Origin of the sequence: Bosea sp. 29B (genome assembly GCF_902506165.1) — a bacterium.
GTDB lineage: Bacteria > Pseudomonadota > Alphaproteobacteria > Rhizobiales > Beijerinckiaceae > Allobosea.
Window position 1 is genome coordinate 4,613,597 of the sequence record NZ_LR733817.1, and the last position, 25,976, is coordinate 4,639,572.

General features: G+C 66.9%; 23 protein-coding genes and 1 tRNA gene. 12 read left to right on the plus strand and 12 right to left on the minus strand.

Going from position 1 to position 25,976, the window contains the following annotated elements; translation table 11 throughout:
- Nucleotides 1–8: 8 nt before the first annotated feature.
- Complete coding sequence (locus GV161_RS22470; RefSeq protein WP_152013397.1) at nucleotides 9–932, plus strand: LysR substrate-binding domain-containing protein; 924 nt, start codon at nucleotides 9–11, stop codon at nucleotides 930–932.
- On the opposite strand, the gene GV161_RS22475 is transcribed toward GV161_RS22470, so the two are convergent.
- The 9 genes from GV161_RS22475 to GV161_RS22515 all read right to left on the minus strand — a co-directional run bounded on the left by GV161_RS22475 (nucleotide 907) and on the right by GV161_RS22515 (nucleotide 14,215).
- Nucleotides 907–2,259: an MmgE/PrpD family protein gene (locus GV161_RS22475; protein ID WP_152013396.1), complete on the minus strand. Its 1,353-nt coding sequence runs from the start codon at nucleotides 2,257–2,259 to the stop codon at nucleotides 907–909. The two genes, GV161_RS22470 and GV161_RS22475, sit on opposite strands and share 26 nt — an antisense overlap.
- 21 nt (nucleotides 2,260–2,280) lie before the next feature.
- Nucleotides 2,281–3,831, minus strand: coding sequence for an ABC transporter substrate-binding protein (locus GV161_RS22480; protein WP_193219513.1), 1,551 nt, complete (start codon nucleotides 3,829–3,831; stop codon nucleotides 2,281–2,283).
- A 146-nt stretch (nucleotides 3,832–3,977) separates the two neighbouring features.
- Nucleotides 3,978–6,161 (minus strand): hypothetical protein, encoded by a 2,184-nt coding sequence (locus GV161_RS22485; RefSeq protein WP_152013395.1) that lies wholly within the window; start codon nucleotides 6,159–6,161, stop codon nucleotides 3,978–3,980.
- Nucleotides 6,152–7,171 (minus strand): glycosyl hydrolase family 8, encoded by a 1,020-nt coding sequence (locus tag GV161_RS22490; RefSeq protein WP_244623955.1) that lies wholly within the window; start codon nucleotides 7,169–7,171, stop codon nucleotides 6,152–6,154. The genes GV161_RS22485 and GV161_RS22490 overlap by 10 nt, the downstream gene beginning before the upstream one ends.
- Nucleotides 7,168–9,504, minus strand: a complete 2,337-nt coding sequence (locus tag GV161_RS22495) for a cellulose biosynthesis cyclic di-GMP-binding regulatory protein BcsB (protein WP_152013394.1) — start codon at nucleotides 9,502–9,504, stop codon at nucleotides 7,168–7,170. Before GV161_RS22495 ends, GV161_RS22490 begins: the two co-directional genes overlap by 4 nt.
- 116 nt (nucleotides 9,505–9,620) lie before the next feature.
- Nucleotides 9,621–11,804: a UDP-forming cellulose synthase catalytic subunit gene (gene bcsA / locus GV161_RS22500; RefSeq protein ID WP_152013393.1), complete on the minus strand. Its 2,184-nt coding sequence runs from the start codon at nucleotides 11,802–11,804 to the stop codon at nucleotides 9,621–9,623.
- Nucleotides 11,805–11,828: 24 nt separating this feature from the next.
- Nucleotides 11,829–12,647 (minus strand): cellulose biosynthesis protein BcsN, encoded by an 819-nt coding sequence (gene bcsN / locus GV161_RS22505; RefSeq protein WP_159650362.1) that lies wholly within the window; start codon nucleotides 12,645–12,647, stop codon nucleotides 11,829–11,831.
- A 417-nt stretch (nucleotides 12,648–13,064) separates the two neighbouring features.
- Entirely contained in the window at nucleotides 13,065–13,595 is a 531-nt protein-coding gene (locus GV161_RS22510; RefSeq protein WP_152013391.1) for a disulfide bond formation protein B, read from the minus strand.
- 8 nt (nucleotides 13,596–13,603) lie between these two features.
- On the minus strand, nucleotides 13,604–14,215 hold the full coding sequence (locus GV161_RS22515; protein ID WP_152013390.1) for a YqaA family protein: 612 nt from the start codon (nucleotides 14,213–14,215) through the stop codon (nucleotides 13,604–13,606).
- A gap of 117 nt (nucleotides 14,216–14,332) precedes the next feature.
- Between GV161_RS22515 and GV161_RS22520 the strand changes: the two genes are divergently transcribed.
- The 3 genes from GV161_RS22520 to GV161_RS22530 all read left to right on the plus strand — a co-directional run bounded on the left by GV161_RS22520 (nucleotide 14,333) and on the right by GV161_RS22530 (nucleotide 15,568).
- Nucleotides 14,333–14,417, plus strand: a tRNA-Leu gene (locus GV161_RS22520).
- A 118-nt stretch (nucleotides 14,418–14,535) separates the two neighbouring features.
- Nucleotides 14,536–15,027: a DUF3617 family protein gene (locus tag GV161_RS22525; protein ID WP_152013389.1), complete on the plus strand. Its 492-nt coding sequence runs from the start codon at nucleotides 14,536–14,538 to the stop codon at nucleotides 15,025–15,027.
- Between the two features lie 154 nt (nucleotides 15,028–15,181).
- Nucleotides 15,182–15,568: a DoxX family protein gene (locus GV161_RS22530; protein ID WP_152013388.1), complete on the plus strand. Its 387-nt coding sequence runs from the start codon at nucleotides 15,182–15,184 to the stop codon at nucleotides 15,566–15,568.
- Nucleotides 15,569–15,573: 5 nt separating this feature from the next.
- Here the strand turns inward: GV161_RS22530 and GV161_RS22535 are convergent, their stop codons facing one another.
- The 3 genes from GV161_RS22535 to GV161_RS22545 are packed head-to-tail and all read right to left on the minus strand — an operon-like array spanning nucleotide 15,574 to nucleotide 17,897.
- Entirely contained in the window at nucleotides 15,574–16,029 is a 456-nt protein-coding gene (locus GV161_RS22535) for an RbsD/FucU domain-containing protein (protein ID WP_152013387.1), read from the minus strand.
- Nucleotide 16,030: 1 nt separating this feature from the next.
- Nucleotides 16,031–16,870 (minus strand): amidohydrolase family protein, encoded by an 840-nt coding sequence (locus GV161_RS22540; RefSeq protein ID WP_152013386.1) that lies wholly within the window; start codon nucleotides 16,868–16,870, stop codon nucleotides 16,031–16,033.
- A gap of 4 nt (nucleotides 16,871–16,874) precedes the next feature.
- A complete protein-coding gene (locus tag GV161_RS22545) occupies nucleotides 16,875–17,897 on the minus strand; it encodes an aldo/keto reductase (RefSeq protein ID WP_152013385.1) in 1,023 nt (340 codons plus the stop codon).
- 197 nt (nucleotides 17,898–18,094) lie between these two features.
- Here GV161_RS22545 and GV161_RS22550 point away from each other — a divergent pair, with 197 nt between their 5' ends.
- From GV161_RS22550 to GV161_RS22585, 8 genes are all read left to right on the plus strand, one after another.
- A complete protein-coding gene (locus GV161_RS22550) occupies nucleotides 18,095–19,444 on the plus strand; it encodes a sugar ABC transporter substrate-binding protein (RefSeq protein ID WP_152013384.1) in 1,350 nt (449 codons plus the stop codon).
- 131 nt (nucleotides 19,445–19,575) lie between these two features.
- Complete coding sequence (locus GV161_RS22555; protein WP_152013383.1) at nucleotides 19,576–20,505, plus strand: sugar ABC transporter permease; 930 nt, start codon at nucleotides 19,576–19,578, stop codon at nucleotides 20,503–20,505.
- Nucleotides 20,505–21,323, plus strand: a complete 819-nt coding sequence (locus GV161_RS22560) for a carbohydrate ABC transporter permease (protein WP_152013382.1) — start codon at nucleotides 20,505–20,507, stop codon at nucleotides 21,321–21,323. The genes GV161_RS22555 and GV161_RS22560 overlap by 1 nt, the downstream gene beginning before the upstream one ends.
- Before the next feature lie 51 nt (nucleotides 21,324–21,374).
- Nucleotides 21,375–22,271, plus strand: a complete 897-nt coding sequence (locus GV161_RS22565) for a dihydrodipicolinate synthase family protein (protein WP_152013381.1) — start codon at nucleotides 21,375–21,377, stop codon at nucleotides 22,269–22,271.
- Between the two features lie 10 nt (nucleotides 22,272–22,281).
- Nucleotides 22,282–22,956, plus strand: a complete 675-nt coding sequence (locus tag GV161_RS22570) for a GntR family transcriptional regulator (RefSeq protein ID WP_152013380.1) — start codon at nucleotides 22,282–22,284, stop codon at nucleotides 22,954–22,956.
- Nucleotides 22,957–23,034: 78 nt separating this feature from the next.
- The gene (locus tag GV161_RS22575) at nucleotides 23,035–24,027 is read left to right on the plus strand and encodes a sialic acid TRAP transporter substrate-binding protein SiaP (RefSeq protein WP_152013379.1); all 993 of its coding nucleotides are present in this window, start codon (nucleotides 23,035–23,037) and stop codon (nucleotides 24,025–24,027) included.
- Between the two features lie 164 nt (nucleotides 24,028–24,191).
- Nucleotides 24,192–24,689, plus strand: coding sequence for a TRAP transporter small permease (locus GV161_RS22580; RefSeq protein WP_244623954.1), 498 nt, complete (start codon nucleotides 24,192–24,194; stop codon nucleotides 24,687–24,689).
- The gene (locus tag GV161_RS22585) at nucleotides 24,686–25,972 is read left to right on the plus strand and encodes a TRAP transporter large permease (protein WP_152013378.1); all 1,287 of its coding nucleotides are present in this window, start codon (nucleotides 24,686–24,688) and stop codon (nucleotides 25,970–25,972) included. Before GV161_RS22580 ends, GV161_RS22585 begins: the two co-directional genes overlap by 4 nt.
- The last annotated feature ends 4 nt before the right edge of the window (nucleotides 25,973–25,976 follow it).

Consider the following 25,976-nt stretch of genomic DNA (forward strand, 5'->3'; position numbering starts at 1 on the left):
GTTATGCCATGGTGAGGCGGCTCAACCTGCGCCAGGTCGAAGCCTTCAAAGCGGTGATCGAGTACGGCACCGTCAGCCGCGCGGCCGAGATGATGAACGTCTCGCAGCCGGCGATGAGCAAGCTGATCGCCCATCTCGAAGAGGATACGGCTTTACGCCTGTTCGACCGGGTCAAGGGCCGGCTGGTGGCGACGCGGCGCGGCATGCGCCTCTATGAGGAGATCGACCGGATCTTCGCCGGCGTGCGCCAAGTCGAGAACGCCGTCGAAGCGATCCGCCGCGACGAGCAGAGCCGTCTCCTGATCGGCGTGATGCCGGCGCTCTCAGGCTCCTTCATCCAGGAGGCGACCTCGCGTTTCCTCGCGCGGCAACCCGGCGTGTTCTGCTCGGTCCAGTCGCGCAGCTCGCAATGGATTTCCGACGCGCTCGTCACCCACCGGCTCGATGTCGGCCTGATCATCGCCCCGGTCGACAACCCCTATGTCGCCGCCGAGCCGATGATGGGTCATCCGGTCGTTTGCATCCTGCCGCTCGGCCATCCCCTGACGGCGAAGGAGGTGATCACCCCGCGCGATCTCGCCGGGGTGCCGTTCATCTCCTTCGATCCGGAAAGCCACACTCACCGCAGCATCAGCCGGGTGCTCGAAGGCCATGGTGTCACGCCGGAGGTGGTGATGATCGCCAATGTCTCGCCGACGCTCTGCGAGTTCGTCGCGGCCGGCGTCGGCGTCTCGCTGGTGCATCCGCTGATCGTCGGCGGCCTGCGCGACAAGATCGCGATCCGGCGCTTCGAGCCGGAATTCCAGCTCGACTTCCAGCTCTGCCGCAACCGCGACAGCCGCAATGCGCGGCTGGTTGCCGCCTTCCTTGAAAGCGCACGCGAGGCGGCTGCAGAGATATCGCGGACTATCCTGACGCCGAATCCAGCGTGACCGTCGTGAGCGCCTCAAGCAGCGGCGCATGATCGCCGCCGCGCAGGCGCCTACAGGCCGCGATCAACTGACCCTGCTGAGCAGGCGTGGTGGTGAAACGGCTCGCCCGGCGCAACTTCTCTTCGAGCTCGCCCCAAGAGGGCGGTGCGCTCGCTTCGCCGCGTGGGGCGGTCACGGGTGAGGTGAGCATGTTCCCGTTGCGGCGGCGGACGGTCACGCGCGATAGCGTCTCCGCCGGAAAGCGAGCGTCGAGCTCGGGATCGAGACGGAGCGAGACTTTCTTCGCCAGCGCGACGACATCCGGCCGATCCATCGCCGACGGCGTCAGCGGCAGCAAGGCATCCGGTCCGTCGATCGCGACCAGTGCCAGGCAATAGGGGATGCTGAACTGGATGTCTGTGAAGCCACTCGGCTCCGGCCGGTTGGCGATGCGCAGGGCGCCGGCATAGGTCGCGACCTCGATCGCCTCGATATTGTCAGGCGCCAGCCGGTGCTCTGCGACGAGGCCGAGCAGCGCCTCGACCGGCGGATGCACATGCCGGCAGCAGGCGTGGAACTTCATGTAGTTCCGGGCGATGTAGCGCTGCCGGCCGAGGCCTTCGGCAAGCCCTTCCAGTCGGAAATGCTCGGGCTGGTCGAGCAAGGCGACCGGTCCGCTATGACCGGCATCGGCCAGGAGCAGCGCATTGACGGCAGTCAGGCTCGACCAGGCGATGCCTTCCTTGACGTCGTTGCCCTCCTGGGCCGGGAAGAGCGGGCCGGCGCCGGCATGGAGCTGGTTCGGCGCGCTGATGCCGGCGATGGCGAAGGCATGGGCCAGGATGTCCGGCGGCGTTCGCCTGAGAGAGCCCAAAGCCGCGACGACGCCATAGCCCGACCACATGCCGGTATTGGCGTAGAAGCGGCGAGCCGCGCCAACGGCGACGCCGAGCTCGTAGCCGATGACGATCGCCTGCAGCAGCTCTTCCGTCGTCGCGCCGATCTCCTCGGCTGCTGCGAAAGCCGCCGGGATGATCGCCGCGCCCGGATGACCGCGGGCGATGCGGTGGCCGTCATCGAGATCGAGCGCCGCGGCAGCCGAGGCATTGCACCAGATTGCACCGGCGAGGCCGGCGCGCTGCCCGGTGAACCAGACCGGCAAGGGACCGCCAGCCATCGTAGCGGAAGCCACGCGCCGGACCGCACGCGGTCCCGGCGCATCGATACCGGGCAGCGCCGCGGCGACGAGGTCGAGCACGGCGCGGCAGGCTGCTTCGCGTAGATCGTCTGCCAGATCCTGTTCGCGTGCCTCGGCGACATAAGCGGCAAGCCGGCGGACGATTTCCACGAGCAGATCCTCAGCCCGCCATCAGCGTGCCTTCAGCGTGGTCTGCTCGGTGATCGGCGGGGCGAGGTTGAGCGCACCTTTCAGCTCGTAGCCGAAATCGAGCTTGTCGCTGCGGGCCCAGACCTGGCGCAGCTCGAACAAAGGAATCGCGCAAACATCGTCCATGATCTTGCGCTGCGCCTCCTTCCAAAGGGCCTTTTGAGCGTCAGCGTTCGGAGCGACACGCGCTTCCTCGATCTCCTTGTCGGCGATGGCGCAGTGCGAGAAGTTCGTCGCGGCTGTCGGCGTGTTGACCGTCGCGCGCGAGTGGAAGAACTCGCTGAGATAGGTGTCGGCGATCGGGAAGCGAGCCGCGCCGTAGAAGACGAGCCCGCTCAGGTCCTTGCGGCTCTGGCTCTGATAAGTCGCGTGGTCGACGACCTGCATCTCCAGCTTGATCCCGGCCTTGGCGAGCTGCGCCTGGATGATCTCCATGAAGGGCTGCTGCGCCGAGATGTTGGAGACGATCGCTTTGATGGTGATGCCGTCCTTGTGGCCGGCCTCGGCCAGCAGCGCCTTGGCCTTAGCAAGGTCGAAACCGTAGCGCACCGTGCAATCCTCGCCGAGATAGCCCGGCGGTACGATCGAGCAGCCCTTGGGGCCGACATCCTTGCCGACGAAGCGCACGAGATCGTCGACATTGACGGCGGCGGCGATGGCGCGGCGCACGCGGATGTCGTCGAGTGGCGGCTGGCTGCGGTTGATGTGCAGCAAACGGTATTCGCCGGGCTGGAAGATCTCGACATTGAAGCCGCGCCGCTTGCGGGCGGAATCGACCCAGCGCTGCTCGCGCTTGCCGTAGAACAGGTCGAGCTCGCCGGAGGTGAAGGCGAGCTCGCGCGCGCTGTCCGAGGGGATGGCGCGCATCATGATCGTGTCGATCTTCGGCTTGCCGCGGAAATAGTCGTGATTGGCGGCGAGCTTCACATATTGCTGGGTCACCTGCTCGACGAAGGTGAAGGGCCCGGTGCCGACGGGCTTGGCGCCATAGCGGTCGCCGAGCTCCTCGCCGGCCTTGCGGCTGACGATGTTGCCGCCATGGTAGTTCGAGACGCGGCCGAGGAAGTTCACGTCCGGGTATTTCAGCGTGATCCGGACGGTGAGGTCGTCGACCTTCTCGACCTTGTCGATCGCCGAGAAGTCGGAGGAGAAGGTCGAGCGCTTCGGGTCGGCGGAGCGCTGCAACGAATAGACGACGTCGTCGGCACCCAGCGTACCCCAGTCGCCATGGAATTTGACGCCCTTGCGCAAATGGAAGGTCCAGACCTTGCCGTCCGGCGAGGTCTCCCAGCGCTCGGCGAGATCGGGTTCGAGATCCTTGGGATCAGCGCTGCCCGGCTTGAAGCGGACGAGGCCGTTATAGAGCCAGCCGACCAGCGCCTTGTCGTCGGTCGCACTGGCACGGTGGGCGTCGAGCGTCGAGACATTGCTGGCGCCGGAACTGACCCGAAGGACCGTCTCCTGCGCCAGGGCCTGTCCCTGCAGGCCCGCGACCAGCATCAGGCCCGCAAGCCTGGCGGCATGCATCTTCATCGCCTCATCCCCTCGTTCCTTGTTGGCGCGATAGTGGGGACGGTCAGTCCAGTCTGTCCAAGTCGAAATCGGGGATGGGGTATTCTGCAGGGTTATGGCGATAGCTGTGCTAGCCAGGCCGTCATCCGATCGCGAGGCGTGCTGGATCAGTAGCGGTTGCGCTGGGTGATGTCGCGGATCGCGGTCAGGCCGGACATCGCCTGCGGCGCGCCATTGGCCCGGTAGAGCGCCTGGAAGACCTGCGCTGCATCGTCGAAGCGGCCGAGATTGAAATAGGACCAGCCGCGCATCAGCATCAGATCGGTGCTCTCGGAGGCATAGCGCGCCCGCTCGCCGAGCGTGATCAGAGCGTTGTTATAATCCTTTGCGTCGTACAGGGCATAGAAGCGTTCGGAGAGCAGCAGGCTCTGGAGCTCCTTGCGACGTGCCGGGGGCAGATTGGAGCTGGCGGCCGCAGCGCTGGCTTCGCTCGTCAGTCCCTGCTGGATTTTCGCATAGGCCTTGCCCGCGGCGGCGTCGGCGGCGACCTGGGCGTTGCCGCTGCGCTGGGCGGCGTCGAAAGCTTCCGCCGCGGCCGCCGGCCGCTTCAGGTTGAGCAGGCACCAGCCGCGCTGGAGCGCGGCTGCTCCACCTGCACCCGCGCCGCAGGAGCCGTTGCGCGGGCGCTCGGCTGCCGGGCGGCGCGTCACCACAGCGGCGGGAATGTCGTCTTCGTAGCGCATCGCCGGCGCGGGCTCGGTCCGAACGATACGACGTGGCGCCCGTTCGGCCGGCTCGGGTACCGGGGCTGTCCGCGCGGTCGGGGACGTCTCTGGGAGCGGTCGGGTTTCCCGCTCCGGAGCTGGGGAGCGTCTGCGGTTCGGGTTCATCAGATCGGCGATGCGGGGCGAGCGATTGCGCCATTCGGCGATGATGGCACGCACGCCGGCCAGGTCGCGCAGGCGCTGATGCACCAGAGCCAGCCCATAGGCTGCCGGCTCGTAGTTGCGATCCCAGGACAGGGCGGTCTCGAACCAGGTTTCGGCCGGGGCGATCTGTCCCGAATTATAGGCGTACCAGCCGAGTCCGGCGCCGCCTGGCGCATAGCGATCGACGCCGACAGTTTTGGCGATGCGCTCGATGACGGCGCGCTCGAGCCGCGGGGCCGGCTCCTGCGCGATCAGCGCCGTCGCGACGTCGAGATAGGCCTTGCGATTCGCCGGGCCGGCTTCGAGCCATTGCGCGCCGAGCGTCTCCGCCTCCTGGTATTTCTGCAGCGCGCCCAGCGCGAGCACGGCTCCTTCCGCCGCCTTGGCGCCGCCATTGCGCGCCAGCGCGGTCTGGAACCAGGTCACGGCCTTGGCCGGGTCGCTGTGGCGGAAGGTGTAGAAGCCGAGCAGGATCGCATCGTCCGGCGTCGTCGCCGCATTGGCGAGTGCTTCGATGCGCCGGAGCTCCTCGGGCGTGGCGGTCAGGCTGGGGTCTTCCGCCGCCTTGCCGATATGGCGCCGCGCGATCTCGTCGCGAATGCTCGAGAACTCGTTCTGCTTCTCCTGCGCCAGCAGGGGGCTGACCAGCGTCTCGGGCAGGCTGGCGAGCGCCTTCTGCATGGTGCCGACCCGCTCGGTCGCGTTGGTGCAGTTGGTCAACACGTAGGCATAGGCGTCGCGCGCCCGCTCCGGCGCGCCGGTCTGGATGAAGGCTTCGGCCACGCGCCAGAGCGCGTCGACATTGGCACAGGTCAGCAGCGCCGGCGTCTCGGTGCCGATCCTGATCACCTGCTCCCATTGCCTGGCATTGGAGGCGTTGACCAGGCGCAGGCCGGCCTCGGCCCGGTCGAGCTGGGCGGTGAGGTCGGCCGGGGCCTGCCAGTTCGGATCGGCGCTGCTGCGTTGGGCGAGTGCCGCGCGCGCCTCGCCGAACTTGCCCTCGGCGAACAGCTTCCAGACTCGCTCCAGCTCGGGATCGCCGGCGGGCAGCGACGAATTCAGATCGGTCGGCGGCTTCCATTCCGGATAGAGCGCGCGCAGCCGGGCAAGTTCCGCTTCGTAGCGGCGAGTGTCGCCCTGGCTGGCGAAATAGCGCAATGCCGTCTCGTCGACCTTCTGCGGTGGCCCCGGCGGTGGCGCAGGCCGTCCCGGCGCCGCAGGGGCTTGAGCCAGTTCGGTCTCCAACTGCCCGGCAGCGGCCGGTTGTGGCGACGGGGTCGGTTCGGTCTGCGTCTCCGCCTGCGCCTGTTGAACAGCCGGTAGGGGGGCTTCCGGCCAGCTGAGATCATGGCCATAGCGGCCCAGCCCGTAGAAGGCGGCGCTCGAGGCTGCGACGGTGATCAGCACGGATTTCACATGCATTGCGGATACCTCTCGCTGAGCATCGAGAGGGCAAGCAGATGCAGGGTTGACGGGTAGTAGAGTGTCGGCTGGAAGGTCTTCAGCTCGGTTGGGACAGGGGTGCGGTCAAGCGCACAGGCCATGGCGGCGTTCAGGATGCGGTAGCCGGCGTCCGGCAGCGGCTCGACCGGTTTGCCGCTCGGCACGTCGATTACTGCCGTGCCATTGGCCCAGGCCTGGCGGAAGGGTTCGAGGCGTTGCTTGTCGGCAAGGCCGGCCCGCAGGAGATAGAGCGGGATGCGCAGCGCGTTGTAGCCGAACTGCGGCGGGAAGCCGTCGGCCGGCTTCGGCTCGCCCTTGAGCGAGAGCCAGTCGGCCGCCGGAACCTTCCGCCTGGCGAGGTCGTCCAGCAGCTTCAATCCGCTGGCCTGCACCTGCATCCAGCTCTGGTCGCCGGTGAGCCGGGCGAGGACGGGGAAGCTCTCGAACACCCAGTAGGACGGGTTGATCACCGGCCCGTCCGGCCGTTCCTGCTCGGAAAAGCCCTTTGCCGCCGGCATCAGCCAGGTTTCGCTGCCGCGTTTCAGGAGTGCCACCTTGGCCAATGACCGGGCGATCTGGCGGGCCGCGGTGGTGTAGGCGGGCATCGACCAGCGCGTGCCGGCGCAGGTGAGGGCTTCTGCAATCAGGAGGTCGCCGTCGCTGGCGTTGTTGATGTCGCTGATGCGCGGCGTGGTCTTCGGGTCCCAGCGCCAGGCCGCGAGGCCGTCATCGCGGATGAGGAACTCGGTCCGGGTGAAGGAGAGGATGCTGGCGAAGCTGCTGCGATCGCCGGCAAGGCATGCCAGCAGCAGGCCGTAGCCCTGGCTCTCGCTGTGGCTGATGCCGCCATTGGCGTCGTCGATGACGCGCCCCTCGGCGGTGACGAATTTTTGCCGGTAGAGCTCCCACGCGCCGGCGGGGAGGGCAGCATGAGCACTGGAGGTGAGGCTGAGCAGCATCGCGGCCAGGGTTGCGCGAAGCCGTTTCACGAACGCCTCCCCAACCGGCCGAGCATCAGGAAGGTTCCGATGCCGAGGCCGATGCAGGCTCCCAGCAGGGTCAACGCATAGATGCCGATATTGCTCGACATCCAGTTGGCGAAGACGAGGCGCATATTGGCCAGGCTGAACGCCCGGGTCATGACGAAGGCGGTGCTGTCCGCTGAGAGGACGTGATTGTCCTGCCCACTGCGGAAGGCGGTGAGCTTGCCGGCCATGCCTGCCCAGTTGCCGGGGGTGACGAGCCTGTCGACGTTCTTCTCCAGCGCCTCCTCCTGGCGCACGACGAAGGCGGTCCAGACCTGCCTTGTGTCGGGGTCGCTCGCTTGGGCAGCGATCAGCTCGGCTCCTTCGGCCGGTTCATAGAGCGTGGGCGCGCGCGAAGGGGTGCGCAGCTGGGCGAAGGAGAGATCGAAGGTGCGCTGCAGCCATCGGTCGAAGCTGATGAAATAGCGCGCGAGGGGGCCGCCGAACGAGCCGCGCCAGCGATCGCGGGTCGCCTCGGTGCTCGGCGCGACGCCACCGGAATCTTCCGGCGTCGTCTGCCGCCCCTGGAAGCGGTTGATCACCGCATCGAACACGGCCGTGCCCTCGGTCTCAGGCACGAGGACGACTGCGTCCGCGCGCTGCGGCCAGGTGTTGCGGACATTGTCGGCGATGCCGATGCGCGGCAGCAATCCAGCGGGCATCTGGCCGGCGGCGCCCACGATCAGGGCGGGACGGTCGCCGATGGCGGCGGCGCTGCCAATGACGTCGACGGGGAGCGGCCGATCGGCGCGCTGGGCGAGCCTTGCGAGCAGGGTCGCAGCGGCGCTCAGGTTGGGGATGTCCAGGCGGCCAACGAGCAGGGCGATCTGGGCGGTGATCGAATAGGGAAAACCGGTTCCCGCCACTGCCGCCAGATTGGGGCTGACGCCGATCTTGGCGAAGTTCGGGATCGCCAGAGCCGTGGTGTCGAACAGCGCAAAGCGGTTCTTTCCGGGCAATGTCGCGCCCGGTCCGCAGGCGAGGTCGGACCTGGCCGGCGTCACCGCCTCGAACCAGATCTCATTGATGCCAGGTCGGAAGTGCCTGAGCGGTACCGTGATCGGGGTTTGCTGGAAGAGGCCTCCGCTCGTCGTATTGAGCGGCACGGTCGCCGCGACATTGCCGTTGACGAAGATCTCGATATGGCTGTCGCCGGGCAGGACCTCGGAATAGGCGCCGTCTAGATAGAGCGTCGCTTCGCCATAGGCGTTTGCGTAGAAATCTCCCGGCATCGCGAGGACGGCGCGCACGCGCATGCGCCGCCCCGAGGATTCCTGCGTCGCAATCCCGAGTTCCGAAAAGCGCAGCACCTGGCTGTCGGAGACGAACGGCGCATCGGGGACGTGCCAGCTCGCCGTAGCCATCGTCTTGCGGTTGATGTTGGTCGGCCGGGAGACCGGCCCGGTCAGGAGCCTGGCGATGGTCGCCTCGAGGTCTTGCCAGGTCTCTCCAGTGACGAGCAGGGCGGCAGGTCCGAGCTTCGGATGCGTCGTGAAGCCGACGAAGCTGCCGACGCCGGCCTCCGCGGGCAAGGTGCCGATGAGGTCGCGCAGCTCCTTGCTCGTTCCGAGCAGGACGGTCAGCATCCCCGGGCGGACCCTGTCGGGCAGCCGCTCGGAGATCCGAACCGCCGCCTGGCTGTAGCGACCGCGCAGGGCAACGCCTTGAGCCACGGCAAGAATGCTGTTTGCGGCAACGGCACTCGCCGCGCCCGGCGCGACGATATGGATGGTCGTCTGCCCGGTCTCGTCGGCACCGACTGCTGGCAGGTCGTCGATGCTGCGCAGCCGCGATTGCTGTGCCGGGTTCCTGAAGGAGAGTCTGGTGCCGGCGCCGTCGATGCGTGTCCACAACTCATAGGTGGAGGCGATCGTGCAGTCGGTGCGATGGCGTTGCACGGCCTCGAAGCGGATCGTGTTCTGGCCGGGCCTGAGAAGCCCTTTGCGGATCGCGGTAGAGGTTCGCTTCAGGCGATCGGAGGAGGCGATCGGCGCTTCCATGATGCGCTCGCCATTGATGCGCACCGTCAGGCGCGAGGCCTCCGGCATCACGACCAGCGCATTCTGGAAGGCGATGTCGAGATTGAGGTCGGCGCCGGCCTCGTCCTGGGTCAGATAGAAGGCCCAGCTGCGTGCATCGCCTTCACCTTCGAGCATGACGCGGGCGGCCGGCAGCAGCGGCTTGAAGGCGAAGCTGGCGGGAATGGCTGGCGTCACTGCTGCCGGTGCCGGCTCTGCCTGCGGTTTGGGTTCCGCCGGACGGGCGGCTGCAGGGTGCTGGGCGGGCGGGGCGATCATGAACGGTGCGGGTTCGTTCGGTGGCGTCGGCTGGGCCTCCTGCGCCCAGGGCGCGGAGCCCGGGTTCAGGATTGGAAGAGCTGCCGCCGCGGCCAATATGGGGAGGAGGCGCGGCCTCATTCCGCCGCCCCCCGCGTAGGATTGGAACGGGCAAAGCGGGCGAGGCCGAAGAAATAGGACAGGCCGCGGCTGGTCTGGAACACGGCGAGGCGCAGGAAGCGCAAGGTGCCGTAGATGACGCCCATGTTCTGGCGCCGCGCCTTCTGGAAGCTGCTCCAGATCCCGGCATCCGAGAAGGCGAGGTCCGCGATGATGCGGCTGTGCAGCGGCTCGCTCGGCTCGTAGCGGCAGCCGAGCACCAGGCCCTTCGTGTCCGGAGCGAGGCGCACGACGCGTACGGGTAGGGCGCCCGCCGGCATCGCGATCGACGTTTCGAAGGCGATCTCCCCCTTGCTGCCGGCGGGCAGCCTGTCGAACTCCTTGGACAGCACCCGGATGGCGACGCCGTCGACGGAGACGTTCTCGGTGACGATCGGCGCCGTCCTGCCATCGATGCTGATTTGCCCGCGGCGCTTCACCGGGAAACGCCGGGCGCCGCGTCCTTCCGGCCGCTCCGAGACCACGCCGAGGGCGCAACCGGCCATCAGCAGGTTGAGGATGTTCCAGAGCCCGACCACGAGGGTGGTGTCGGCATTGTAGGGCTGGGTGATGATGCGCCAATAGGTGGCGACGACGCCGAGCGCCAGCACGGCGAAGATGATGAAGAAGGGCAGGCCGAGCTCGGAGACGCGCCGCGTCCCAAGCTCTTCGCTCTTGGCGGTGACCTTGAAGGTCGGCTTGCCGGGATTGAGGAGGACCGAGATCACTGCCGGTAGCAGGTAGACCGACTGGATGAATTCGTAGAGCTCGGAGATCCACGGCCAGCGATAGCGGCCATAGAGATAGTTCTGCATCATCAGGTTCACCGCCATGTAGCTGAACACATAGGCGATGAACTCGGCGCCCGAGGCGGTGAAGATCTCCAGCCCGAAGAACAGGTAGAACAGCGGCGCCACCAGGAAAGTCAGGCGCACGAACGGGAACAGCCAGAACAGGGCCGAGGACGAGTAGCACAGGCGCTGCGGCAGCGAGAGGCCGCTTTTCAGCATCGGGCGGTGGTAGATCAGGATCTGCATCATGCCCTGCGCCCAGCGCGAGCGCTGGCCGATGAAGCTCGCGAAGGTCGCGGGCTGGAGCCCGGCGATCAGTGGCTTGTCGACATAGATGCTGTTCCAGCCGGTGGCGTGCAGGGTGATCGCGGTCTCGGCATCCTCGGTGATGCTGCGCCCTGAGAAGCCGCTGGTCGTCTGCAGCGCCGTGCGGCGCAGCACTGCGGCCGAGCCGCAGAAGAACGAGGCATTCCACTTGTCGAGACCGCGCTGGATGATGCCGTAGAACATCTCGTTCTCGGACGGCATCGCCTTGAACGTCTTGAGATTGCGCTCGAGCGGATCGGGATTGATGAAGAAATGCGGCGTCTGGACCAGGAACAGCTTCGGATCCTCGCCGAAATAGCCGATCGTCTCGGTCAGGAAGCTGCGTGCCGGCGCGTGGTCGGCGTCGAAGACGACGACGAGGTCGCCGCTGGAATGGGCGAGGCCGTTGTTGAGGTTTCCGGCTTTGGCGCTGACATTGCGCTCGCGCGTCAGATAGGTGCAGCCGAGCCCCTCGCAAAGCGTCTGCAGTGCCGTGCGACGCTCCCGGGCCGCGCTGGCGGCGACGAAATTGTCGGCATTGCATTTCTCATCGGTGCCGCCGTCGTCGAGCAGGTAGACGGTGAGCCGGCCGGCCGGATAATCCATGGCGAGCGCCGCCGACAGCGTCGTCGCCAGCAGCTCCGGCTCCTCGTTGTAGGTGGGCACGAAGACATCGACGGTTGGAGCGTCGGCGGCGATCGGCGGGGCGCTCTTGCGTCGCGGCAGCGGCATCGCCACGACGAACAGGCTGAGAAACAGCATGCCGATATTGTAGAGTTCGGCCAGATAGAGGATCAGCCCGGGGATGAAGTCCTCGAGCTGGTTGATCGGGGGCAGCGTGCTCGTCGTGCGCCAGTAGACATAGCGCAGCACCATCGCCGTCCCGAGGCCGAGCGCAATCAGGCGCCAGACCCCGTAGGGACGCAGGAATTTGAGCAGGATCATCGCCCCGACCACGATCGTCCCGGCGATCAGATGCGCCTGCAGGCTGATCGGCAGCGTGATCAGCGCCACGACCACGGCCGTGGCGATCGCCCAGAAGATGACGTAGATCGCGGTTCGCATCGGCTCTCGGGACGCTTCGCTGTCTCAGGGTGTCGTGGGTGGCGGTGGAACGGTCGGATACCCCTCCAGCCGCTTGTCGGGGACGGGCTGCGTTTCTTGAAAGCGATCGGCTTCGATCCGAGGCGCCCGCGCCGGCCGCGGCCGGGCGGCACGCCGCGGCCCCGGCGCGTCCTCGGCCGAAACCTGCGGCAGCGGGTAGATCGGCGCGCCGGCCTGGCCGAGCCCCGGCGCCGGCGCCGGCGCATCCCCGGCCGGGCCCCAGCCGCTGCGTCGCAGCGAGGCGTTGAGCGAGTAGTCATAGGCGAGGCGCAGTAGCGCGGCTTCGCTCGCCTTGGGGTCGCAGATGCGCATGCGGACCGAGACCGCGCCCGATTTCGGCCGGAAGATGCTGTCGCCATTAGCGATGCGCTGCCAGGCGTAGAGACAGGCCTCGCCGCCGGTGCCACGGCCGAAGGCGTAGCCGAACGGCCCGTATTTGTTCTGGACGAAGACGGCCGAGGGCGCCATGGCGACGCCCGGCAGGCGCTCCTCCATGTCCTGCGCGACGGCGAAGTCGTCGATCCCCGGCAGCTTGAGCAGATTGCCCTCGACGCCGGCGCTGTCCGGCAGGTCGGCCGCGGTGAAGAAGGCGACCTCGATCATGTTCTCGCCGGGCGTGCGGCCGCGTGTCGTCAGCGAGATCGTCTGCGCGATTGCGTTCTCATAGCTGCGCTGGGTGATGCCGATCACCGGCGGGCTGCCGGGCGGAAGCACGATCATCGCCCGGCTCGGGTCGACCGAGAGCGAGCGCGTCGCCGTCACCAGTTCCGAATCGGCAAGTCTCTGCTCGCCGCATCCGGCCATGGCCAAGCACAGGCAGACGGCCGCGACAGATATTGCCGCGCGCTTCTGAGGCGGGTGGCGCTGTCCGGAACGTATCGCTGGACCCTGTCCTGCGACGTTCATCGGCACGCCGGTCCATGTCTGGTCGGCATCGTCATATGTTGACCATCGATTAATACAGGTTAACGCGAGCCTACCGTCCGCTGCGCATCGACAATGCGGTCCGAGCATCCGAATCCTGTCGACAATACAGATGATTCGCGCGGTTATTCCAACCGCTGATCGTGCCGGCTGGTCGCATGGCGATCCGCCAATGCTCTTCGGGCGAGCGAAAAATCGAGGCGCGACGCGGCCTTGGAACGGGAAAACGGCCGCCTCGCGTTTTGCTGGGGATGGCGGCGTCCGGTCGTCCGGCCTTGAGCGCGATCGCTGGGCGATTCAGGCCGGCGATCGATCCGGGCGTTGCGAGGCGTTCCGCAGCCCGAGCAAGGCGATGGCCAGCAGCCCGAGCGAGGTGAGCGCATTCCAGCCAGCGAGGGAGAGGCCGAGGAAGCGCCAGGCGGCTTCCGTGCAGGAGACGATGCGGGTCGTCTGCAATTGCTTCATCAGATCCTGGACCCCGGCCGCCGCCGGGGCAGGCGTGCCGCCGCAATCGTTCGGACCGGCGAAGATCCCCCACTCTACGCCGGAATGGTAGACGCCGAGCCCGGTGCTCCAGGCCATCAACAAAGCGAGGACGATCAGCACCGCGATCTGCAGCCGGCGCGAGCGGGCGAAGATCAGTGCGAGCGTCGTCAGGCCGATCACGGCATAGTGCGGCGCGCGCTGTTCGAGGCAGAGCTTGCAAGGGCGCAGATGCAGGACCAGCTCGAAGAACCAGGCGCCGCCGATCAAGGCGAGGCTGGCGAGCCCGATCAGGGCGATCAGGCGGCGCGGATCGGCGAGGAGGCGCGAGGCAAGGCCGGTCATGGCGACACTCAGCAAGAGAGAAGTTGCCCCGAACCTGTCAGCAGCTTGAGGCCGAAATAGAGCAGGATCAGGAGAGCCGCGCCGCCGAGAGCGATCAGCTTTAGCCGCTTCTCGATGAAGTGGCGGATCGTCTCGCCATAGCGGCGCAGCAGGAAGGCGAGGGCGAAGAAGCGGGCGCCGCGCGCGAGGACGCAGGAGAGCACGAAGAAGCCCAGACCGATATGGACGGCGCCGGCCAGGATCGTCACCACCTTGATCGGCGGCAGATGCGCCAGGCCGGAGGTGGTCAGCAGCAGCAGCGTCGTATCGGGCCCGGCGCAGGCGCGCAGTTGCTCGAAGGCGCCGAGCTTGCCGTAGAACGCGAGGACCGGCCGCGCCAGCGCGTCGAAGGCGTAGTAGCCGAGCGCGTAGCCCGCGATGCCGCCGAGCGTCGAGAACACCGTCGCGATCAAGGCGAGGCGATAGGCCCGCTCGGGCTTGGCCAGCGCCATCGGCACGAACAGCACGTCGGCCGGGATCAGGAAGAAGGAGCTCTCGATGAAGGCGACGACGGCGAGCCAGACCTGCGCGCTGCGGCGGGCGGCGAGCGAGAGCGTCCAGAGATAGAGGCGTTCGAACATGCCGCCCCTTAGCGGGCGCGGAGCCTTCCGTCCATGGCTGCGACGTCGTGGGAAAAGCCGTTCACGCGAGATTGACCGGCCTTCGGCTATCGCTATAGTCCGCCCCGCCTGAAAAGGGCCCCTGTGGCGGAATTGGTAGACGCGCTCGACTCAAAATCGAGTTCCGCAAGGAGTGCTGGTTCGATCCCGGCCAGGGGCACCATTTTCGACGGCATCTCGCTGCCCGGCCGTTATATCGGCCGGCCGCCCTAAAATCGCCTCTCGCCGCCGCTCTGTCTTGCCCCCGAATCGATCCTTACGGGCAGCCGAGGAGTGTCAGCATGAGGGCAGTCGCCATCACCGTCGCAGCCAGCGTTCTGGGGGCCATTCCGGCCTTCGCCGACGAACTTCCACAGCGCAAGCCGGGTCTCTGGGAAAGCAAATCGACGAGCGCCGAGGGCGAGACCAGCGCCAAGCAATGCGTCGGCCCGGGCACTGACCGCGCCATGGTCGGTGGCATGGCTGGCGCCGCCTGCTCGAAGATGGAGGTGACCAAGACCGGAACCGGCTATGCCGTCGCGACCGAGTGCGCGATCGGCCAGATCAAGGCGGTCGGTAGCAGCGTCGTCACCGGCGATTTCCAGACGAGCGTGCGCACCGAAGGCACCACCAAGCTCACCGGCATGCCCGGCCAGGCCGGGACGGTCGAGCGCAAGCTCGTCGTCGAGGCCAAGCGCGTCGGCGATTGCGGCCCGGGCCAGAAGCCCGGCGATATCATCATGCCCGATGGCAAGGTGATCTCGATGCCAGGGGCGGCCGGCGCGAAGCCCTGATTCCCGTCGAGAGCGAACGCCGCGATGTCGCAAACGGCCGACGAGAAAAAAGTCGGCCGGCATGTCACATCTCGCCGAGCCGGTTCGTCCTGTTTGGGAGCGCTGCAGCGGCCATGCCGTCCTGTGAGGCGCGCTTCACCGGACGAGGACGGACATGGCAACGGACATTATTCTGGCAGGCGCGGAGAGCGCTGCCATCGCCGGGCGGCTGCTCCTGGGCGGGGCCTTCGCCTTCGCTGGCCTGCGCAATATCGTCAACAGGGGCCTGCTGGCGAGCCTGATCGGCGCACGCAGCGTGCCGCTGCCGGCCGTCACCTTGTGGCTCGGCATCGCCTTGCAGATCATCGCCGGGCTCATGATCATCTGCGGCATCCAGGTCTCGCTGGCGGCGCTGATGCTGTTCGCCTTCCTCCTGGCGGCGACGCCGATGTTCAACAATTTCTGGGATCACCAGGGCCTGGACCGCGCCAACCGCATCAACGGCTTCGTCGCCAATATCGCGATCGCCGGCGGCATCCTCGGCTTGATCGGCCAGACCTGAGCCGTTCAGCCGGGCTCGCCGGCGATCACGCCTTTGCGGAACAGGAAGCAGCCATAGGGGCGGGGATCGCCGACCTGCACCACGGCGAAGGCCTGCTTCGCCGCCTCGTAGAAGGCGAAACGTTCGATGCCGGCGAGTAGCTCCGGACGCCCGAGGGCCCGGTCGAGCTCAGCCTGGACCTGGTGCTGCACATCCGGGATCGTCCCGGCATCGCCGACAACCAGCATGCGCCGTGCCGGCTGCGGTTCGAAATCGTCGATCGGCAGCACCGAGAGGATGGCGCGCGCTGCCCGCGCCATGGAAAGGCCGGGCAGGCGCACCAGCCGGCCGCTGGTCGTGGCGCGGGCGATCTTTTCGGCCGGGTGGTTGGCGTCGACCAAGGCGAGATCGTCGCCATGGCCCATGGCGGCGAGTACCCAGAGCAGGTCGGCGGAGAGGACCGGGTCGATATCCCTAAGCATGTCACTGACGTCCGCGCTGCGAGAGATAGAGTTTTCGGGCATTGCCGCCGAAGACGGCAGCGCGCTGCGCTTTGGTGAGGTCGGAGAGGAGCGCTTCGGCAGCCTCGATCCATTGCCCATAGGAGGCGCGCAGCATCACCACCGGCCAGTCGCTGCCGAAGATCAACCGCTCCGGGCCGAAGCTGGCGAGGAGATGGTCCACGACCGGTCGGAGCGTCTCCAGCGTCCAGTCCGGGCCGGCCTCGGTGACGAGTCCAGAGAGCTTGCAGGCGAGGCGAGAATGCTCTGCGAGCGCGCTCATGCCGTCGCGCCAGCCGGCGAGGTCGCCGGTGACGAGGTCGGGCTTGGCGCCATGGTCGATGACGCAGGTCAGGGTCGGATGCCGCTCGAGCATGGCGAGCATCGCTGCGATATGGCGCGGCTTCAGCAACGCGTCGAAGACGAGGCCGTTTGCGATCATCGCCTTGAAGGCCGGTGACAGTTGCGGGCGCGCCAGCCAGTCGTCATCGGGGATGTCCTGGACCATGGGCCGCAGGCCGACGAGCAGCGGATCGTCGGCCAGGGCTGTGATGCGCTTCACTGCGTCGGATGCATCGAAATCGGTCCAGCCGACGACGCCAGCGACGAAAGGTGTCTTCCCGGCGATATCGAGGAGGTAGGCCGTCTCGGCCTCAGTCGGAGCCGCCTGGACCAGGATGGTGCGTTCAATGCCCTGCGCGGCAAGAAGCGGGGCGAGGTCGGCCGGGCCGAAATCGCGATAGATCGGTCCGAGCGCCGGCGTCAGCCAGCCATAATCGCCGCGGGCGAGGCTCCAGAAGTGCTGGTGGGCGTCGATGCGCATGAGGTCAGGCCGGGACCGGGACATCGGCGCCGAGCAGACCCTCGGTTTTCAGCTCTGTCCAGAGCGCGGCCGGAACGGGCGCTGAGAGCTCGGCGACCTGATCGGCGACCTCCTCCGGCTTGACCGCGCCCATGACCAGGCTCGCCACGGCGGGATGGCCGAGCGGGAACTGCAGCGCGGCGCGGCGCAGCGGCACGTCATGGCGGGCGCAGACCGCCTTGATCGCCGCCACGCGTGTGAGGATGGCGGGCGGCGCCGGCTGGTAGTTGTACCTGGCGCCTGCGACCGGGCCGGTGGCGAGGATGCCGGAGTTGAAGACGCCGCCCAGCATCAGGCCGATGCCCTTCTGCTGCGCCAGCGGCATGAAGGTGGCGAGCCCCGGCTGCTCCAGCAGGGAGTAGCGCCCGGCGAGCAGCATCGTGTCGAAATCGCCGGCGTTCGCGAAGCGCTCGCACATCTCGGCTTCGTTGACGCCGACGCCGATCGCCTTGACCGCGCCGGCGGCGCGCAACTTGTCGAGGGCGCGATAGGCGCCGTCCATGGCCTGCGCGAAGCGGGCCTCGATTGCGTTCTGCCCATGGGTCCAGACATCGACGTCGTGGATCAGGACGACGTCGATGTGATCGACGCCGAGGCGCAGCGCTGACTGTTCCAGCGAGCGCATCGTACCGTCATAGGAATAGTCGAAACGCAGGCCATGCGGCAGGCCGCCGAGATAGCCGGAACCGTTGCCGCGTCCGGCGAAGGGCTCGGCGACGCGGCCGACCTTGGTCGATATCACCACGTCCTTTCGGCCGGAGCGCCGCAGCGCAGCGCCGATCCGGTGCTCAGAGAGGCCGTGGCCGTAGAGCGGTGACGTGTCGATCAGGTTGATGCCCGATGCGAGCGCCGTCTCGACCGTCGCGATCGCGCCGGCTTCGTCCAGATGGGCATAGAGATCGCCGAGCGGCGCGCCGCCGAAGCCGAGCGTTGTGACCCTCAAGCCGGAGCGGCCGAGCGGTCGAACGGGAAGCGTGAAAGTCGTCATGGAAGCCCGGGTGCTCGGTCGTGTTGCATCACTATGTGCACGTCAACATGTTAGCTTGCAACCGCCTTCGTTCCGGACTAGCGTGCGCACCATTCCGGCGGGTGTGGGCCATGCTGAGCCCGCCTGCCGGAACAGGATCAAGACGGCACGCCAAGACGGCCCGTAACGGCCGCGCATCAGTCCAGGGGAGGACATCCATGACCGAGATTCTGAAGCCGACGCGGCGTGGTCTGCTGCGCGGCGCCGCCGCGCTCGGCGCGACCGGCGCCATCGCCTCGCCGCTGGTGCTGCGCGAGGCGCACGCCCAGGCCGCCTTCAACTGGAAGCGCTTCTCCGGCCAGTCGATAGACGTGCTGCTCGTCAAGAACCCGCGCTCGGACCTGTTCCAGGCCGCCGAGAAGGAGTTCACTGAGCTCACCGGCATCAAGGTCTCCTCCGAGCAGGTGCCGGAGCAACAGCAGCGCCAGAAGGCGGTGATCGAGTTCGCCTCGGGCAAGCCGAGCTTCGACGTCAGCGCGATCTCGCTGCATGTGCAGAAGCGCATGGCGGCCAAGGGCAAATGGTTCGCCGACCTCTCGCCCATGATCAAGGACGCCTCGCTGACCTCGCCCGATTTCAACTTCGAGGATTTCGGCGCCGGCGCCGTCGCCTATGCCCGCCAGGCCGATGGGGCGCTCGATACGCTGCCCTATTTCGTCGACTACTGGATGCTCTACTACAACAAGGAACTGTTCGACGCGAAGGGCGTCGCCTATCCCAAGAGCATGGACGAGATGGCGCTCGCCGCCGCCAAGCTGCACGACCCCGCCAAGGGTGTCGCCGGCTTCGTCTCGCGCGGCCTGAAGAACGCCAACGTCCCGGTCTGGGCCTGCCTTCTGCTCGGCCAGGGCGTCGAGACCACCTCGGCGGATGGCAAGCTCCTGACCGATACGCCCGAGGCGATCTGGGCCGCCGAGCTCTACAAGAAGCTCAACAAGGACACCGGCCCGGTCGGTTCCGTCGGCTTCAACTGGAACGAATGCCAGACCACCTTCATGCAGGGCCGCGCCGCGATGTGGCTCGACGGCATCGGCTTTGCGACGCCGCTCGAGGACCCCAGCAAGTCGCGCATCGTCGGCAAGGTCGGCTATGGCGTCACGCCGCCTGGGCCGAAGGCGCACCATGCCGGCATGTTCGGCGATGGCATCGGCATCTCGCGTGGCTCCTCCAAGAAGGAGGCAGCCTGGCTCTACATCCAGTTCATCACCAACAAGGTCCAGCAGCTCGCCATGCTCAAGGCTGGCGCCGGCGCTCCGGCCCGCTCCTCGGCCTATCTCGACACGGCGACGATCGAGGCCTCGAAATTCGGCAAGCAGTATTTCGACTGCCTGCTGAACTCGGCCAAGATCGCCCGCGCCGCGCTGCCGCAGATCGTCCCGGTCACCGAGTTCCGTGATGTCTTCGGGGTGGCGCTGACCAATGCGATCGGCGGCGCCGATGTCGCAGCCGAGCTGAAGAAGGCGACGGAAGCCTTTGCGCCGGTGCTGGCGAAGAGCGAGCAGGGCTGAGGCAGGCCCATGGGCGCGTCATGGTCGGGCCTGTCCCGACCATCCACGTCGTCCTGCGAGCCGGCGTGAGTTCAAGACGTGGATGCTCGCCACAAGGGCGAGCATGACGGTGTGAGTTTCCAGAGCAGCAGATGACCAGCACCACCTTGCCAGCCAGCAATCTCGCGAGCCCGGCGCCGCGCTCGGCGGCCGACTCGCGGGATTTCACCCCGCGCTACTGGCTGTTCTCCTTGCCGGCGGTGCTGATCATCGCAGGCGTGATCGTCTTCCCCTGGCTGTTCACGCTCTACATGTCGAGCCAGGACTGGAAGATCGGCGGCGGGCCGGAATTTGTCGGCCTGCAGAACTTCGCCGAGCTCTTCCGCGATGCGCGCTTCATCGAGTCGATGGGGCACACCTTCTACTACACGGTGCTTGCGGTGGTGCTGCCGATCCTGTTCGGCACGGCGGCGGCGCTGGTCTTCCATCGCGAATTCCCGTTCCGTGGCCTTTTGCGCACCATCTTCGTCATGCCGATGATGGCGACGCCCGTCGCGGTCGCGCTGGTCTGGACGATGATGTTCCATCCCCAGCTCGGCGTGCTGAACTACCTGCTCTCGCTGGTCGGCATCGGCCCGCAGGCCTGGGTCTATTCGCCGGGTACCGTGATCCCGACGCTGATCCTGGTCGAGGTTTGGCACTGGACGCCGCTGGTCATGCTGATCGTGCTCGGCGGATTGGCCGGGTTGCCGCGAGAACCTTACGAGTCTGCGCTGATCGACGGCGCCAATGCCTGGCACATGTTCCGGCACATCACGCTGCCGCTGGTCTGGCCGTTCATCATGGTCGCGATCGTGATCCGCACCATCGATGCGCTGAAGGCCTTCGACACGATTTTCGTGATCACCCAGGGTGGCCCCGGGACGGCGTCCGAGACGCTCAACATCTTCCTCTATCTGCAGGCCTTCCAGTTCTACAAGATCGGCTACGCCTCGGCGGTCGTGGTGATCTTCTTCGTCATCATCATCATGCTGTCGCTGCTGCTGCTCTATGCGCGCCAGAAGTCGAAGTGGAACGCGTGATGAAGCGGCTCCTCTCGAAATTCGGCTTCTACGCCTCGGTCTTCGTGCTGGTCTCGCCGGCTGTGCTGGTCTTCCTCTGGATGATCTCGCTCTCGCTGAAGAACGAGCTCGACAACACCGCCTTCCCGCCGGTGTTCATCCCGAGCCCGCCGACCTTCGCCAACTATCTCGACGTCTTCGAGAAGAACAATTTCGCGCTCTACCTCTGGAACTCGATCCTGGTGACGGGCGGGGCCGTGCTGGTGGGCTTGGCTGTCGGCGTGCCCGCCGGCTACGGCATCGCCCGCGGCAAGGCCCACAAGTTCGCGATCCTGATCCTGGTCGCGCGGATGACGCCGGCGCTGTCCTACCTGATCCCGCTCTTCCTGCTCTTCCAGATCACCGGCCTCGTCGGCACGGTGACGGCATTGGTGATCACCCATCTCGTCATCACCATCCCGATCATCGTCTGGATCATGATCGGGTACTTCGAGAACGTGCCGATGGAGCTGGAGGACGCCGCCCGCATCGACGGCGCCACGACCTGGCAGGCCTTCCGCCATGTCGCTCTGCCATTGGCGCGGCCCGGCATCGTCGTCGGCGGCATCCTCGCCTTCATCTTCTCCTGGAACAACTTCATCTTCTCGGTCGTGCTCGGCGGCAAGGCCAGCCGCACGCTCCCGTCGGCCGTCTACAACTCGCTGACCTTCGAGCAGATCTCCTGGGGCCCGCTCGCGGCCGCCGCTTTGCTCGTGACCTTGCCCGTCCTGCTTCTGACCGTCCTCGCCCAGCGCGAGATCGTCGCCGGCCTCTCCGCCGGGGGTCTCAAGGATGGCTGATATCGCCTGCCCAATCTCCCAATCGCACATCTCACGGAAAGACGCTTCGCAATGGCTCTGAATCCCAACCGCTTCGGCCTCTCCTGCGCCATCACCACGCCGATGCGGGAAGGCGGCGCCGTCGATCTGCCGCGGCTCGTCCACCACGCCAAGCATGTGCTTAGCCATGGCTGCGACAGCGTCACGCTGTTCGGCACCACCGGCGAGGGCGCGGCGCTCGGCAGCCCGGCCCGCACCGCCATGCTCGGCGCTTTGGTCGGCGCCGGCATCGACCCGGCCAAGCAGATCTATGCCGGCGTCGCCGCGTCTTCACTGCACGAGGCGGTCGACCAGGCGCAGACTGCGCTCAATGTCGGTGCCAAGGGCCTGCTGGTCGCGCCGCCCTTCTACTTCAAGGGCGTTGGCGACGAGGGGCTCTATGCCTGGTTCTCGCAGTTCTTCGAGAAGCTCGGCGCCTCCGCCCGCAACACCATCCTCTACCACATCCCCTCGGTCACCGCGGTCGACATCTCCGTCGGGCTGGTCGAGCGGCTGAAGAAGGCCTTTCCGGGCGTGGTCACCGGCGTCAAGGATTCCTCCTGCGACTACCCGACGACCGAGGCCTTCCTGGAGGCGCATGGCGAGCTCGCCATCCTGGTCGGCGACGAGCGCCTGCTTGGCCGAGCCGTCCGCGCCGGCGCGCAGGGCTCGATCTGTGGCGCTGCCAACCTCGTGCCGCATCTGCTGCGCCCGGTCGTCTATGAAGGCGCCGAGGACGCGACGGTAAACGCGCTGGTCGACGAGATCTGCTCCTATCCGGTGCTGCCGGCGGTCAAGGCGCTGGTCGGCCATCTCCATGGCGATGCCGGCTATGGGCCGATGCGGGCGCCGCTGGTTGCGCTCGACGAGGGCCAGCGCAAGGCGCTGTTCGCCGCCTTCGACCGCATCACCCGCGCCAAGGCTGCCTGAGGAGGAAACGATGAGCCAGTCCGAGCCGGACCGCGACGGCGAGCCGCTGAAGCTCAGGGAGCGGGCCTATGCCAGCTTCACCGAGCGGCTGCTCGCCCGCGAGATCCGGCCGGGCCAGTTCGTCACCCAGCGCGAGCTCGTCGCCATGACGGGCTTCCCGCTTGGCGCGATTCGCGAGCTGATCCCGCGGCTCGAGGCGGAAGGGCTGATCAAGACTGTGCCGCAGCGCGGCATGCAGGTCGCCCATGTCGATCTCAACCTGATCCGCAACGCCTTCCAGTTCCGCCTCTTCCTCGAGAAGGAGGCGACGGCGGCCTATACGCGGACCGCGACCGACGAGGAGATTGCCGAGCAGCGCCAGCGCCATGAGGCGATCATCGGCCGGGCGCAGGCCGGTGGCGACGAGACGCTGATCGAGGATGCCGAGAATGTCGACCGGCTGATGCACGAGATGATCATCGACCATCTCGACAACGACATCGTCAGCCAGGCCTTCCGCGTCACCTGGCTGAAGATCAGGCTGATCCGGCAATACGAGACGCGGATCCAGAACCACATCCTGATCCCGGTGATGCAGGATCATCTCAAGATCATCGCCGCGATCGAATCGCGCGATCCCGAGGCGGCTGCGGCGGAGATGAGCGCGCATATCAACAACGCCCGGACGAGGGCGATGAGCTACTGACCAGCGATCAGGCGCCGATCGAGACCGAGGCGCCGGAACAGCGAGCCGGAAAACCGGCCGTTCAGGGAGGAGAACACGATGACCAAGCTGACGAAACGGGCCTTTCTCGCCGGCTCCGCCGCGGCCGGCGGCATGATCGCGATGCCGAGCGTGCTGCGCGCACAGGCGACCGTGCTGCGCTGGGGCGAGATGCTGCCGACCACGCATCCGCAGGTGCAGATGGTCGACCGCATCGCCAAGGAGGTGAAGGAGAAGACCTCCGGCCGCGTCGACATCCAGTCCTTCCCCGCCGGCCAGCTCGGTTCCGGCAAGGACATGATGGAATCGGTCGCCTCGGGCGCGCTGACCATGACGACCGACGGCGCCGCCGCGCTCGGCTCCTTCCTGCCGCAGCTCTCGGTGGTCGAGGCGCCCTATCTCTGGCGCGATCCCGCGCATATGGCCAAGGTCGCCAAGGCGCCGGTCTTCACCCAGATGAACGACGAGCTCGTCAAGAAGCGCGGCATGCGCATGGCTGCGGTGACCTATTACGGCAAGCGCCATCTGACGACAGGCTCGAAGGCCGTGAAGAGCGCCGCCGACGTCGCTGGTCTCAAGCTGCGCGTGCCGCCGGTCGACACTTTCCGCGCCATGGTCGAGGCCTGGGGCGCCAAGGCGACGCCGGTCAACTTCAACGAACTCTATCTGGCGCTGAGCCAGGGCGCGGTCGATGGCCAGGAGAACCCGCTGCCGACCATCCACAGCGCCAAATTGCAGGAGGTGCAGAAGCACCTGATCCTGACCGGCCACATCATCACGCCGCGCCTGATCATAGTGAACCAGGACTTCTGGAAAGGGCTGAAGGACGCCGACCGGACGATCCTGGAGGCGGCGATCGCCAATGGCGTCGCCTGGCAGGATGCCGAGCTGGCGAGCCAGGAGGGCAGCCTCGTCGCGACGCTGAAGGCTGCCGGGATGAGCGTCACCGAGCCGGACCTCGAAAGCTTCAGCAAGCCGGTGCTGGCGAGCCTGCCCAAGCAGTTCGAGAGCAAATGGGGCAAGGGCACCTGGGACGCGCTCGCAGCGCTTTAAGCGGGCATCGGTCAGCACCCGTCATGGTCGGGCTTGTCCCGACCATCCACGTCTTCGTTTCACTGATCGTATGCGGTGTTCAAGACGTGGATGCTCGCCACAAGGGCGAGCATGACGGCAGTGCGTTGGCCTTTTTATCATCTGACATCAGGGCTTGCTGTCCCGTGAAATCCCTCGTCTCCCTCTCCGATCGCCTGGTTCGCGCCGCCGCTGTCGGCCTCTTGCTGGCGCTGCTCATCGCAGTCCTGCTCGGCGTTGCCTCGCGCCAGCTCAATGCCCCGCTCGCCTGGACCGATGAGCTGGCGCAATACCTGCTGGTCTGGACCGGCTTCGTCGGCTGGATCATCGCGGCGCGGAGACGCTCGCATATCCGCATTACCGTCTTTGCTGACCTGCTGCCGAAGCCGGCCGGGCGTCTGCTGGAAATCGTGACGCAAGCCGCGATCATCCTCTTCGCCGCGATCCTGAGCTGCTATTCCTTCGGGCTGATCGAGCGGACCTGGGACGTCGAGTCGATCGCGCTGCCGGTGTCGAGCGCGGCGCTCTACGTGGTGATGCCCCTCGCCGGCCTCGCCCTCATCCTGCAGGCACTGGCCGAGATCGGCGACGTTGTCGCCGGCCGCAAGGTCGAGGCCGCCGAACCGGGGACCCAGCCGCTATGAGCACCCTGATGCTGCAGATCCTGCCGGTCTGGTTCATCGCGCTGCTGATGGGTGTGCCACTCTTCGTCTCGATGGGGCTGGCAGCGATCGCCTTCGCCTATTTCGGCGGCTTCCCGCTCGGCATCGTTCCGCAGAAGATCGCGCAATCCGCCAATTCCTTCCCGCTGCTGGCGGCGCCGCTCTTCATCCTGATGGGCAACATCATGAATTCGGCGGGGATCACCGACCGGATCTTCGCCTTCGCCACAGCCTGCGTCGGCTGGCTGCGCGGCGGCCTCTGCCATGCCAACATCCTCGCCAGCGTGATCTTCGCCGGCATGTCGGGCTCGGCCGTGGCCGATGCCGGCGGTGTCGGCACGCTCGAGATCAAGGCGATGCAGGACGAGGGCTATGATCCCGAGACGGCGGCGGCAATTACTGCCGCTTCCGCGACGATCGGGCCGATCATCCCGCCCTCGCTGCCGATGGTGATCTACGGTGTTTCCGCTGACGTCTCGATCGGCGGGCTCTTTCTCGCCGGTGTCATCCCCGGCCTGCTGATGGCCGGCGCGCTGATGGCGATGGTGGTCTATGTCGCGGGGAAGCGCGACCTGCCGCGCCATCCTTTCCCCGGCATGGCCCAGCTCTGGATCGCCTACAAGGAAGCGCATTGGGCGCTGATGACGCCCGTCATCCTGTTCGGCGGGATGATGGCCGGCATCTTCACGCCGACGGAAGCGGCTGCGGTCGCGACCGCCTATGCGATCGTGCTCGGCCTCTTCGTCTACAAGAGCTTTTCGCTGAACGACCTGCCCGAGCTGGTGGTGCAGACGGTCGAGACCACCGGCGTCGTGCTGGCGCTGGTGATGAGCGCGGCGGCGCTCGGCTGGTGCCTGTCGATCTCGCGCATCCCGCAGACGGTGGGGCCGATGCTGGTCGACCTCGCCGGCAATCCGCTGATCTTCCTGCTGATCGTCAACCTGCTGCTGCTCTTCGTCGGCTGCTTCATGGAAGCGTTGGCGGCGATGCTGATCCTGATCCCGATCCTGACGCCGGCGGCGGCGCAGTTCGGCATCGACCCGATCCAGTTCGGCTTGATCTTCGTGCTCAACCTGATGATCGGCACGATCACGCCGCCGGTCGGCGTCGTGTTGTTCGTAACGTCGAAGATCGCCAAGATCTCGTTCGAGGCGATGTCGCGGGCGATCGTGCCCTGGCTGTTACCGCTGTTGGCGGTGCTCGCCGCGATCACGCTCTGGCCGCCGCTGACGACCTGGCTGCCGAACCTCGTGCTCGGCAAGTGAGATC